Raw genomic sequence first — 11,578 nt, 5'->3', positions numbered from 1 at the left:
CCCTTCCCCCGCCCTGCCTTGCCCCGGCTCGCCGGGCTCGGCGACCGTATCCTGCTCGGTTCCGACTTTCCCAACATCCCTTACCCGTACGTACACCAGCTGCACGCTCTGGAGCGGCTCGGCCTCGGCCCGCAGTGGCTGCGCTCCGTGTGCCACGACAACGCGGCAACGTTGTTCGGACTGTGATGGAAGGCCTCGGCTCCCAATTCCCCAGCGCGGCTACGCGATCTGTCCAACACGAGCATCGGCGGATCATCGTCGGTATGGCTGGAAAACATCCTCCCGGACGCGACGGTCATCCCGCACGTGAACCAGCCGCTCCTACACGCCGGCTGGACGCTCCGCGGGGCCTGCGCGATGTGGACTACGGCCGCCGCAGTGCCTTCCCCGTCTTCAGCGGCGAATGACGCCGCAGGACTGCCGCCTCGCTCCGGCCCGGGTCGGCCACGACGCACCGAGCCGGACGCAGATGTGGCGGCGCCGGTGGCGCCGGACCCGCCGCCGGGGATTACGTCCCCTTGGTGAAGACCAGCACTTCGGTGGAGGCAAAGCCCAGGGGGGCCAGGAAACTGGCCTCCAAGTTGCAGCCCAGGCTGGCGAAGAGGTCCACGCAGGTCCGGCGCGGCAGGGCGGCCGGGTAGGAGTCATGGCCGTCGCCGCCCTGCGAAGCCCAGGCACCGACCGTGGCCGGATCCAGGCAGCTTTCCGTCATGACGTCGAAGACGATCCGGCCGCCGGGGCGCGTCACACGGGCCATCTCGAAGAAATAGCGGCAGGTGCTGAGGAAGGTCAGGGTGTTGAAGACCTTGTGGGCCAGCACGAGGTCGATGCTGCCGTCGGGTGTCGGGGCCAGACTGGACCCTGCGGTCGGCTGGGCGATCACGCCGTAGGTTTCCACCAGATAGTTCGCCCATGGCGCTGCCGTCTCGTAGACCTCGTAGCGGCCCGGCGCGCACTCTTTCACCGTCTTCTCCAGATACCGGCCGGACCCGGGGCCGATCTCCAGCACCGAGTCGGGCTTGGCTTCGAAGACGCCCACAGTGCGTAGTTCGTCGATGGTGGACTGGGTGGCGCCGGGCGTCCCGTTCATGACTTCGTCGATGTAGTCACCGACCGATAGCCCCGCCGCCCGCGCGGCCCGCATCACTGCCTCGAACGGGATGAAATCATCCACTCCGCCGCGGTTGTCGGTGCTGCGCACGATGTCGAACCCCGCGCGCCCCAACAGCCGCTTGACTCCCGACTTCAACACTGACGTCCCCTCCCCGGATCAGCCCCACGCCAAGCGCCCGCGACGCGAACGTTCACGGGCGCAGATGCGCGGCGGGACGGCGAAATCCGTGCACGGCTTTCGAAGACCGGCCCACGGCGCCAGACCCTTATACCAGGCGCCACCGCACCATGACGGACACCTCGACATGCGGAGGGCTTGGCTCCAAGAGCCGTGCCGCACGGGCGCTTCCACGGGCGCCTTCAGGGCCCGTTCCCGCCCGCACGGGTGCAAGACGGTGGTCCGGTTCTCCACCCGGGGTTCCACCCATGGGTCCAGGCGTCCGGGGGCCCTGTGACAGCAGGCTTGGGGGCATGACAACAACCGAGTGGATCACCGACATCGCGCTCCTCCTGGTCGTCTTCCGGCAGCTGCGGGAAGACCGGCTGGACCTCAAGACCTTCCTGATCCCGCTGGGGATCGTGGCCTTCGTGGCCCATACGTACCTGGACTCCGTTCCCACCGCGGGCAACGACCTGGTCCTCATCGCAGCGCTCGTGGGCGCCGGCGCCGTACTCGGCATCGCCGGCGGCCTCTATACCCGGGTCAGGACCGCGGGCGAGCACATCCTGATCAAGGCGGGCGCGGTCTCCGCGATCCTGTGGGTGCTCGGCATGGGCGCCCGGATGGGCTTCCAGCTGTGGACCGAGCACGGCGGCGGCGCCGACGACGTCGCCCGGTTCAGCCTCGCCCACCACATCACCAGCGACCAGGCATGGGTGGCGGCCTTCGTCCTGATGGCGCTCACCGAGGTCGTCACCCGGCTGGCCACGATCTTCATCCGCAGCCGGATGCTGACCGCCGGGCAGCCCGCTGCTGCCGCCCACCGTGTCGCGGCCCGGCCGTGAGCTATCGTCTGGCCGTGCCCCCCGCATCCCCCGCCGAGAGCGCCTCCTCTCCCGGACAGGTCCCGCCGCCATCGGCCGCCGCCCCCCGGCCGATCCCGGGCCGGGACCCCCGGGCGCAGTGGGCCCTGACCCTGGCGGTCATCGTCACCGGGGCCCTGACGATCCGGCCGATGGACGTCAGCGGGCGGGGGCTGCTGGTCGCGGTGCTGTTCGTAGTGAACTGCGCGGCGCTGCTGGCCCGGGAACTGCCCCCGGCCAAGGTCACGCCGCGGGCCGCCGTCGTCTGGCTGTCGCTGGGCATCCTCGCGGCGGCCGCGCTGATCGGCGCCAGCCGCAGCGGAACGGGCTACCTCTTCGCCTTCTTCCTCTGCGGTCACATCGGATACCGGCTGCCGATCAAACAGGCCCTCGTCCTGGCGCTGGCCTGCGGCCTGCTCTGCGGCGGCATCCTGTACTTCGAGGTCGGACCCGGCCACCACCTGCTGCCCTGGGCCGTCGGCCTCACCACCGGCGCACCGGTTCTGATCGGGATTCTCAACCGCGTCCAGCACCAGGCCGTAAACGCCGCGCTGTCGGCGGCCGAGAGCGCAGAGCGCGCCGCCCGGGCCGAGGCGCAGGCCGCCGTGCTCACCGAACGCGGCCGGATCGCCCGGGACGTGCACGACGTCTTGGCCCACACGCTGGCCGGGATCAACATGCAGCTGGAACTGGCCGACGCACTGCTCGAGGCCGGCGACCTGGAGAAGGTCAGGGCGGCCAACGACAAGGCCCACAGCCTCGTCAAGGAGAGCCTCAAGCAAGCGCAGTGGACCGTCCACGCACTCCGCGAGGACTCGCTGCCGCTGGTGGAGACCCTGACCGCGATGCTCGAGTCGTCCGGCCACCGCGGCGCCCTGACCGTCAGCGGCACCCCCGCGGAAGTGCCGGCCCGGGTGACCCAGAATCTGCTGCGGATCGCCCAGGAATCCCTGACCAACGCCGCCCGGCACGCCCCGGGCGGTGAGGTGCGGGTGGAGCTGGCCTTCGCCGCTTCCTCGACGGCCCTGACCATCCGCAACCGGCCCGCCACCCGTACGGTGAACCCGGGGGCCGGCAGCGGAATGGGGCTGATCGGCATGCGCGAACGCGTCGCCCTGCTGGGCGGCACCCTCACCACAGGCCCGGTCACCGAGGGACCGGACCAAGGCGGCTGGCAAGTGGAGGCAGTGATCCCGCGATGAGTGAACCCACCGAGACATCCCGGCCGTTGCGCGTGGTCGTCGCCGACGACCAGGCCGCCATCCGCGAACCGCTCGCCGCGGTGCTGGCTCTTACCGAGGACATCGACGTCGTCGCGGCGGCCGCCGACGGCAACGGCGTCCTGGACGCGGTCGCCGCCGGTGCGGTGGACGTCGTGCTGATGGACCTGCGCATGCCCGTGCTCGACGGAATCGAGACCACCAACAGACTGAGCGAGGAACACCCCGAGGTGGCCGTCGTCGTGCTCACCACATTCGCCGACGACGACTCGATCCTGGCCGCCCTCAGCGCGGGTGCCCGCGGCTATCTGACGAAGAACGCCGGACGCCAGGACATCGTCCGCGCGATCCGCGCCGCCGCCGCGGGCCAGTCCGTCCTGGACCGCGAGGTCCAGGACCGGCTGCTGGCCACCGTCCGCACCAGACCCACGGCATCCGGACAGCAGTTGCCCGCGGATCTCACGCCCCGCGAACGCGAAGTACTCACCCTCATCGGCCAAGGCCTGCCCAACCGCGCGATCGCCGAGAAGCTCTTCGTGAGCGAAGCGACCGTCAAGACGCACATCAACAACCTCTTCGCCAAGGCCGACATCCAAGACCGCGCCGACGCCGTACGCCGCGCCATCGCGGCCGGCCTGGCCTGACCACCTGGCGCCGCCGGCGGCCGCACAGCAGGTGAGCCCGCCGGCCACGTTGAGCCTCCGGCCACTGGCGAAACAGGCGTGGCCGGTGGTCACGCGGAAGACCGCCCCGACCACGGCCTCGGCGGCCTGGCGCACCACCGGCAGCACGCGCACTCCCCCGCTGCGATCAACTTGACCCGGCCCCGGGGTACGACGCGAGGGACACCCGGCAGGCTGTCGGCTGCCCCTCGCGGCCGCTCCAAGGCCGACCTCCCGCCCCAGCAGGGCCCGCCGGACCGATCAGCTCCTGCGGCCCCCCGCGTTCGCGAGCCGGCCGCTCTCATCTGACCGAATCCGCACCCCTCCCTAGTCATGCGCCGCATTGACCCCGCACCGCCACCGCGGTTGCATGCTGGTGGCCCGCCGGCGGGGAGCCGGGGCCAAGACCGAGTCCTGTATCAGGGGGGAACATGAGGAGAAGCTCAAATCGGAGCGCCACCAGACGCATGCGGGCCGTCTTAGGCGCCACGATCCTGGTCTGCGCGGTCGCGACGGGGATCCCCGGCACCGCGTCGGCCGATCCCATGACCGCGGCGGGCGTCGCGAGCGGCAGCGGGGCCGGGATCGAGCGGATCAGTGTCGCGAGCGACGGCACCCAGGGCGACGGCGACTCGGCCGGCGCCACGATCACGACCGACGGCCGGCGTATCGCCTTCTCGTCGTCGGCGAACAACCTCACGCCCGCCAACCCGGCGAACCGGGAGCGGGTCTTCGTCCGCGACCAGCGGACCCCACAGACCCTGCTGATGACCACTCTCACCCCGCCGATCCAGCGCCCGCTGATCAGCGGTGACGGGCAATACGTCGCCCTGTGGGGGCTGTTGCAAAGAGATACGAAGTCCTTCCTGTCGCAGGTGCGCTCGGGAAGCACGATCGGCATCAACTGCTCGGGCCTCAGCTGCAGCCAGCCCTCGCTCAGCACGGACGGCCGCTACCTCGCCCAGGTCGCCACCTTCAACCGACCGCCGTCTCGGCAGCGCATCGAGGTACGCGACTGGCAGGCCGGCACCGCGGTGACCGTGGACGAGTTCGACCACACCGTCTCGGCCCGGCCCTCCATCAGCGGCGACGGACGCTTTGTCGCCTACCAGGACGGCCAGGCGCAGGACGTCTTCGTGTGGGACCGGAGCGACGACACCTCCTCCGGCCCGATCGAGGGCCCCTCCACGGCCGCGACACTCGTCCAGATCAGCAGGGACGGCAGCAAGGTCGTCTACCTCTCGGGCTCCGACACCTACGTCCACGACGAGAAGTCGGGCACCAACCACCTGGTGGCGAACGTACGGGGTGTGGCCATCGATCCCACCGGCCGCTATCTGCTCTATGCCCCGCACGACACGAGCGGACCGTCACTGACGCTGCGTGACCTGGAGACGGGCTCGGACGAGATCGTCTCCGACCGGCCCGCGTCAGCCGGGACCGACGCGGTCAGCGCCGGCGGGCGCGACGTGGTCTTTCATTCCACGGCCGACGACATCGTGCCCGGCGATACCAACGGCAAATCGGACGTGTTCGTCCGCCGCTTCTACTGACCGTCCTGACCGCCGTGCTCTCCTCGCCGAACCGGCTCTGCGGCGGCCGACGAGGCGTGGCCCGGCGAGCGGGAGCGGGGTCCGGCGCACCGCGCACCCACATCGGGCCCCGCCCCGCGGACTTGTCCGCCTCCTCCCGGCGGGAGCAGCTGCCCTCTTGCCGGCTTCCCCTGGTGCCGCCTTGCGGTCGGGCCTGACCGGAGGGAGCGGCGGATAACGCGGCCGGGTAAACGCAGCCCCTGCGACGGTGCGATGCGGGGCCGGTGAGGCGTGGGCAATGCGGGCCGCCGCACGGGCGAGTCTTCTTCGCTCCGTGCACAAAAGCGTGCGGCTGGGCGAATGCCGGCAGGGCGCTAGCACACGCGGTTCCGGTCCGGGTGGATTACCGCACTGACGCCTCCCGTGAGCCCGGCATGGTGGCAGCATCGACCTGCGCAAGCGTGCCGAGAGGTAGCGGTGCGTACCAGGACGTCACCACCGGGGGCTTCGCCGACGGCCCTGTGGGGCACCGTTCCTGCGCGGCGACATCATGCGCATACCGCGCGGGCTCGAGCGGTAGAACACAGCGGGCACAGGGAGGGGCATCTGTGGACGCACGCCAGACTCGGACCGGGTGCCGGAAGTACGGCTGGAGTTGGGCAGATCAGTGGCTGGACGTCGAGGGTCCGCGGTGCGCCCCCTGTCCGCACGAGCGGATCGCTAAGACCGGCCTGCCCGGACTCCCCCTCGCCTCTCCCCCGGCAGCCATCGACAGCAGGTGCGGGCGCCGGCCTGCGCTGCGCTGTCGTCCGCGGGCCACACTCCGGGCTGAATCCAGTCGCGGGACGGCACGACCATCAGTACAGGCGGAGGCCGCTATGTCCGAATTCCAGCACTATCAGTTCGTTGCCGCCGACCGACCCCTGAGCGACGAACAGGTCGCCGAGATCCGCAAGTTGACCACGCGTGCCGCTCTCACCCGCACCACCTTTGTCAACAGCTATCAGTGGGGCGACTTCAAGGGCAGCTGCGAGCAGCTCATGGAGGACTACTACGACGGCCACCTCTACTTCGCGAACTGGGGCTACCGCAAAGTCATCCTGCGATGGCCCGCCGAACAGCTCCCGTTGCACCTGGCCCAGCAGTACTGCACCGGCGAGTCAGCCGACGCCCGCCAGCACGGCGGACACGTCCTCATCACGCTGGTCTCCGATGACGAGGACGGTGACCTCGACGACTTCAACGACCTCTTCGGCTACGACGACTACACCGACACCGGCCGCGAGGAGCAATGGCTTCCCTCGATCGTCCGGGCGCGTCCGGACGTCGCGGCCGGCGACATGCGCCTGCTCTACCTGGCCTGGCTGCTCTGCCTCAACCGCCACGACCTTGCCGACGACGATGTCGAGCCTCCGCTTCCCCCCGGCCTGGCCGCCCTTCCCGACTCCCTCACCGACCTGGCCCAGTTCCTGCGCATCGACCCCGACCTCATCGCCGCAGCATCGGCTCTCCTCCCGCACGCCGACGCCGCCCCCGCCCGCTCCACATACGCTTCCTGGGTCAGCCAACTGCCGCAGAGAGAGAAGGACGCCACGCTGGTCTCCCTCCTCCGCGACGGCGATCCCCATGCCCTCGCCGGCCTGCGCCGCCGGTACCGCCAGGCCCACCCGGACCCCGCCCTGCCCGGGCCCGGCCGTACCGTTGCCCACCTGCGGGCCGCCGCAGCCACCGCGAGCGCCGAGCGCCACACACGCCAAGTGCGCCGCGCAGCAGAACAACAGGAAGCCGAACGCCAACAGGCGCATGCCGCCCAGGAACGCCGGCTGGTCGCCCTCCAGGACGACCCCGAGGCCGCGTGGAACCGCATCGACCAGATGATCGCGCAGCAGAAGGGCCGCACCTACCCCGCTGCCGTGCAGCTGCTGGGCGACCTGGCCGCGCTCGCCGACCGCGACGGCACCAGGGACGCCTTCGCCGAGCGCTGCCGCGCGCTGCGCCTGCAATACCCCACCAGAAAGGCCCTGCACCGCCTGTTGGACGCCGCCGGCCTGTGACCGCCCACCGGCGTCTTCCGTGCGGGCAATGCGCCACCCGCTCCGCCGGACCGGCAGTGCCTCCGCAACCGCACATACCGGGCGTCGAGGACCTGGTGCGGTGATCCGGCCGCTGCTCAGGCGATCAGCGAGCCTTACCAGCCCACCGCCGGGGCCTTCGCCGACATGCTCCGCCATGCATCCGGCCAGGAACCCGCGATCCCGGCGAAGGTCGCCCACGTCATCAACGACCTCGTCGGCCGCGAGGACGCTCCCCCGCGCCTGCTGATCGGCAAGGACGCCGTCCAGCACGCCGCCGCCAACGCCCTCGCCGAGTCCGATGCCGCGTGGCGTGAAGTCTCGGAGTCCGTCACGGAGTAACCGGACGCGCCGCCGCCGACCGGAAGACAGCGAAGGTAGCCTCGGCGCCCCCTTCGGTGTGCACCGGCTCCCGGCTGAACCGCCGGCGGAGTGGTTCCGGAATACGCCAGAGACCTGCCTTCTGCCAACGGCAGAACACCGGCCCGTTCGGGCTCGACGATCACTACAGTCCAGGCCCATGACGACGGTGACAACGCGCACGATCCACTACCCGGCCGACGGCCTGACGATGACCGGGCACCTCGCACTGCCGGCCGGCGCCGAACGCCGGCCCGCCGTCCTGGTCGGGCCCGAGGGGGTGGGGCTCAGCGACGTCGAGCGCCACCGGGCCGATGCCCTTGCCGAGCTGGGATACGTGGCGCTGGCCTTCGACCTCCACGGCGGGCGCTACCTGGCCGACCCCGAACAGATGCTGGCCCGTTGCATGCCGCTGCTCGCCGACCCCGACCGGATGCGAGGCATCGGCCACGCGGCGCTCGAGGTGCTCCGCGCCGAGCCGCGGACCGATCCGGAGCGGATCGCCGCCGTCGGCTACGGCACCGGGGGCGCGATCGCCCTGGAACTCGGGCGAGACGGCGTCGACCTGCGCGCGATCGCGACACTCAACGCACTGACCACGGGCCGACCAGAGGAGACGGCGCGCATTGACTGCCCGGTGTGGGCCGGGGTCGGGTCGGAGGACCCGATCATGCCGCCCGCGCAACGGGACGCCTTCACCGCCGAGATGCAGGTTGCGGGCGTCGACTGGCGCCTTGTGGTCTACGGCGGCGCTTTGCACGCCTTCCATCACCCCTCGGTCGACCACACCGTGCGCCCCGGCGTCGGCTACCACCCGCAGCACGCGCAGCGAGCCTGGCGGGACGTCGTCGACCTGCTCGCCGAGTGCCTGCCCATCACGCAGTGATCCGGTCGGCGACCACGATCCCGGACCGCGACTACCCGGGAACGGCCGGCCCGGCGGCATGGGCGTTGGGCTACCCGGACTTGGCGAAGGTTGAACGGTCAACAGGATCGGCTGATCGAAGGTCGTCGTCCACCGCGTGTGCCCTGCGGCGAGCCCACAGGACGTACGCCGCACATGCCACGACGGCGGCGGCACCTGCGTACCCAAGGACCATCGCACGCCTGGCAGGCGGGTCCAGGTAGGCAACGCCCTCCGCAGAGACCCACAGGGACCCGTCGTACACCTCCCACCAACTGTCCTCCCAGTCCGCGATCGTTCCGTGCACCGGCCGCCCGGCGGAGTCCCGCCAGAAGTAGCCGGACTCCTCCCGCGGCAGCGACCCGGGCTCGGAGCTCTCCATCTTCGATGTGTATCCCGCCACATACGTGAAGGTGGCCGGCACACTGCGCGACAGCGGCACCACAAATGCCACCAGCGCAAGAAGCCACAGCAGCGGCCCGGCGGCCCGACGCATACCGCCCCTGCCAGCTCTCACGACCACTCCCCACCCGCGCCTCGTGCGCGACCACGCACTGCTGCATCCTGCGCAGCACAACGTACAGCCGTTCCTGCGCGGCAGCTCGGTCAGCGGGCCCTCGGCACACCGCGCGACCACCACGCGCAACGGGGGCTGGTCGACGAAGTACCCCCACCGCGAGGAGCAACCCCCGGGAGGGACAGGCCCGCGAAGCCCGCAAGGGCACCCGCGCACCGGGCGTTTCCAGGCAGCCAGTGCTGGTGCAGCGCTGGTTCGCCGACTGCATACACATGGGTCCAACTCGCCTGCGCCAGAGACATATTGCTGCCCACGTCCTACCGTTGCCTGCACGAAGGACTGGCCCTGCTCCGGGGCGCCCACGGCATCGCCGAACGCGCGCACGCTCCGCGCAAGGTCGTCTTCGAAGCCCTGCGTCGACTTCGCCGGTCTCGTCTGTGCGGACGAAGTCTTCGTCGGCTTTCAACGAGTCGATGGCTACCGGGCTCCGCTCTGGCCTGAACAGACCGTCCCGCAACAGGTGCACTTGTGCTTCACGGTCAAGCACGACTGGGACCAGGTCGAAGCCCGTTTGCCGGATCTGGGCGCGGGCCAACCGGATCATCAGCCCCGTGGCGCCAGAGCGGGCGTCCGCACCGATCCGGTGGGGCACCTTGCTGCATTGGCGGGGAGGCTGACGGAGGAGTTCCCGCACCCTGTGGAGCCCACCGCCAGCACGCCCGCGGAAGAAGGGGACTGACATCCAGATCCTCCGCCGCTGCCCGGTGCCGGAGGCCTCACGACCGCACCGTTTCATCGCGGTGGATTCAGCGTGCGATGTAGGCGGACTTGCGGCAGGTGTCTGCGCCGGCGTCGTCTACACATGCCTCCACCTTCACGCCCAGGATCCGGGCGTCGTTGTTGACATAGAGGTCGCTCCAGGAGACGTAGCTGGCGCTGCACCCGCTGGAATTGCGACGCTTGGTCGTGGCCCAGCCGCTGTTGCTGCTTCCGTCGTAGATGCGGAGGCGGATGTATACGTCGTTGCCGTCGCACTTGTTGTCCTTCACGGACATGCTGACGTTGCTGAGTCGGTAGGACCCGTCCCATGAGAACGTCGCACTGCCACAGGCTCCGGAAAAGCACACGTCGCCTCGTTCAGCGAGGATGGTCCCCGCCGCGGAGGCGGGCGCCGTAGCAGTGCTTGTTTGGTTCGGTCCCTGCGGGGCGGCGGTGGCAGTTCCGCCCAGGGCTGCCGAGGCCAGGAGCCCAACACTGGCTACGGTGAGGGTCTTCGCGGTGACGCGCCTTCTCCAGGTATGAGAATTCATCGGTTTCCCCCTTGTTGATGCACCGGCAACGCTGACGTTGCTGCGGCTCGAGCGGCACGTTACGCAGAGCCCTGGAACCGGGCGTCAACCAAGCGGTTGAGGTGTGGGTAAACCCTTGCGGTAGCCGCGGCCAGGACGACAATCGGGTGCCGGGTCTCCCCCAGTCGTTGCGAGAGGCGCGGCCATGGCCTTGCGCCCGCAAGACTGGCACCGGTTGGCGGAGTCACTGTGTACAGCGGGCCAAAGAAACCGTGAGAGAGGCAACCATGGAGCAAGGCACCCGCGAGGAGCTCATCAGCCGACTGGTCCGGGCGATCGGATCCGTCACGACCGCGCATCCCCTGCGGGTCGCCGTCGACGGGCCGCCCGCCTCCGGCAAGACGACACTGGCCGACGAGCTCGGCGCCGTCCTGCGTGCGCAGGGCCGTCACGTCGTCCGCGCGACCATCGACGACTTCCTCTTTCCCCGTGCGCAGCGCTACCGACGCGGCCAGTACTCGGCCGAAGGCTGCTACTTCGATGCCCACGATCATGCCGCGCTGCGCCGGGTCCTGCTCGATCCGCTGGGCCCGGGAGGAGAGGGCACGTTCCAACACGCGGTCTACGACAGCGACACCGACACCCCGTCGTCCCCGCCCGCCACGACCGCCCCCGCGGACGCCGTCCTGCTCTTCGACGGCGTCTTCCTGCTGCGCCCAGAACTCATCGACCGGTGGGACCTGCGCATCTTCGTATCCGTCCCCTTCGAGCAGACGGTGGCTCGTGCCCGGGAGCGAGGCGCGGCGCTGGCCGGTTCCACCGCCGACACCGTGCAGATCGAACGGTCCTGGCGCCACCGCTATATCCCTGCCCAACAGCTCTACTT

13 protein-coding genes are annotated in these 11,578 nt (G+C 70.3%); 10 read left to right on the top strand and 3 right to left on the bottom strand.

Going from position 1 to position 11,578, the window contains the following annotated elements; genetic code table 11:
* On the top strand, positions 1-186 hold a 186-nt coding region (locus tag ACQKIP_RS27030), incomplete at its 5' end, for an amidohydrolase family protein (protein ID WP_427744333.1).
* Positions 187-508: 322 nt separating this feature from the next.
* Here ACQKIP_RS27030 and ACQKIP_RS27025 read toward each other — a convergent pair.
* A complete protein-coding gene (locus tag ACQKIP_RS27025; protein WP_365863679.1) occupies positions 509-1,249 on the bottom strand; it encodes a methyltransferase domain-containing protein in 741 nt (246 codons plus the stop codon).
* A 335-nt stretch (positions 1,250-1,584) separates the two neighbouring features.
* Here ACQKIP_RS27025 and ACQKIP_RS27020 point away from each other — a divergent pair, with 335 nt between their 5' ends.
* The 7 genes from ACQKIP_RS27020 (at position 1,585) to ACQKIP_RS26990 (ending at position 8,868) form a co-directional block, all read left to right on the top strand.
* Positions 1,585-2,118 carry a hypothetical protein gene (locus ACQKIP_RS27020; protein WP_365863530.1) on the top strand — a complete coding sequence of 178 codons (534 nt, stop codon included), beginning with the start codon at positions 1,585-1,587 and terminating at the stop codon, positions 2,116-2,118.
* Positions 2,119-2,288: 170 nt separating this feature from the next.
* Positions 2,289-3,338, top strand: a complete 1,050-nt coding sequence (locus ACQKIP_RS27015) for a sensor histidine kinase (protein WP_365863681.1) — start codon at positions 2,289-2,291, stop codon at positions 3,336-3,338.
* The gene (locus tag ACQKIP_RS27010) at positions 3,335-4,000 is read left to right on the top strand and encodes a response regulator transcription factor (RefSeq protein WP_365863532.1); all 666 of its coding nucleotides are present in this window, start codon (positions 3,335-3,337) and stop codon (positions 3,998-4,000) included. The genes ACQKIP_RS27015 and ACQKIP_RS27010 overlap by 4 nt, the downstream gene beginning before the upstream one ends.
* Before the next feature lie 485 nt (positions 4,001-4,485).
* Complete coding sequence (locus tag ACQKIP_RS27005; RefSeq protein WP_365863534.1) at positions 4,486-5,571, top strand: hypothetical protein; 1,086 nt, start codon at positions 4,486-4,488, stop codon at positions 5,569-5,571.
* Between the two features lie 857 nt (positions 5,572-6,428).
* Entirely contained in the window at positions 6,429-7,604 is a 1,176-nt protein-coding gene (locus tag ACQKIP_RS27000) for a hypothetical protein (protein WP_365863536.1), read from the top strand.
* Positions 7,605-7,769: 165 nt separating this feature from the next.
* Positions 7,770-7,964: a hypothetical protein gene (locus ACQKIP_RS26995; RefSeq protein ID WP_365863538.1), complete on the top strand. Its 195-nt coding sequence runs from the start codon at positions 7,770-7,772 to the stop codon at positions 7,962-7,964.
* Positions 7,965-8,142: 178 nt separating this feature from the next.
* Positions 8,143-8,868: a dienelactone hydrolase family protein gene (locus ACQKIP_RS26990; protein WP_365863540.1), complete on the top strand. Its 726-nt coding sequence runs from the start codon at positions 8,143-8,145 to the stop codon at positions 8,866-8,868.
* Positions 8,869-8,938: 70 nt separating this feature from the next.
* Here ACQKIP_RS26990 and ACQKIP_RS26985 read toward each other — a convergent pair whose 3' ends face one another.
* Entirely contained in the window at positions 8,939-9,403 is a 465-nt protein-coding gene (locus ACQKIP_RS26985; protein WP_365863542.1) for a hypothetical protein, read from the bottom strand.
* Here ACQKIP_RS26985 and ACQKIP_RS26980 point away from each other — a divergent pair.
* Entirely contained in the window at positions 9,294-10,142 is an 849-nt protein-coding gene (locus tag ACQKIP_RS26980) for a VOC family protein (protein WP_427744329.1), read from the top strand. The genes ACQKIP_RS26985 and ACQKIP_RS26980 overlap by 110 nt on opposite strands.
* Before the next feature lie 67 nt (positions 10,143-10,209).
* Here the strand turns inward: ACQKIP_RS26980 and ACQKIP_RS26975 are convergent, their stop codons facing one another.
* Positions 10,210-10,458, bottom strand: coding sequence for a hypothetical protein (locus ACQKIP_RS26975; protein ID WP_365863546.1), 249 nt, complete (start codon positions 10,456-10,458; stop codon positions 10,210-10,212).
* Positions 10,459-10,979: 521 nt separating this feature from the next.
* Here ACQKIP_RS26975 and ACQKIP_RS26970 point away from each other — a divergent pair.
* Positions 10,980-11,578 (top strand): cytidylate kinase family protein (locus tag ACQKIP_RS26970; protein ID WP_427744327.1); only part of this gene is annotated, 599 nt, incomplete at its 3' end.

Origin of the sequence: Streptomyces sp. NPDC059900 (assembly GCF_050270335.1) — a bacterium.
Classification (GTDB): Bacteria; Actinomycetota; Actinomycetes; order Streptomycetales; family Streptomycetaceae; genus Streptomyces.
Note: the sequence above shows the minus strand (reverse complement) of the source record. Positions and strands in the feature narration are given on the sequence as shown.

Excerpts from the sequence above, each read along its gene's own strand:
- ACQKIP_RS27005 (WP_365863534.1), top strand. The coding sequence starts at position 4,486 with ATGCGGGCCGTCTTAGGCGCCACGATCCTGGTCTGCGCGGTCGCGACG.
- ACQKIP_RS26990 (WP_365863540.1), top strand. The coding sequence starts at position 8,143 with ATGACGACGGTGACAACGCGCACGATCCACTACCCGGCCGACGGCCTG.
- ACQKIP_RS27000 (WP_365863536.1), top strand. The coding sequence starts at position 6,429 with ATGTCCGAATTCCAGCACTATCAGTTCGTTGCCGCCGACCGACCCCTG.
- ACQKIP_RS26975 (WP_365863546.1), bottom strand. The coding sequence starts at position 10,458 with ATGTCCGTGAAGGACAACAAGTGCGACGGCAACGACGTATACATCCGC.
- ACQKIP_RS27020 (WP_365863530.1), top strand. The coding sequence starts at position 1,585 with ATGACAACAACCGAGTGGATCACCGACATCGCGCTCCTCCTGGTCGTC.
- ACQKIP_RS26995 (WP_365863538.1), top strand. The coding sequence starts at position 7,770 with ATGCTCCGCCATGCATCCGGCCAGGAACCCGCGATCCCGGCGAAGGTC.
- ACQKIP_RS27015 (WP_365863681.1), top strand. The coding sequence starts at position 2,289 with ATGGACGTCAGCGGGCGGGGGCTGCTGGTCGCGGTGCTGTTCGTAGTG.
- ACQKIP_RS27010 (WP_365863532.1), top strand. The coding sequence starts at position 3,335 with ATGAGTGAACCCACCGAGACATCCCGGCCGTTGCGCGTGGTCGTCGCC.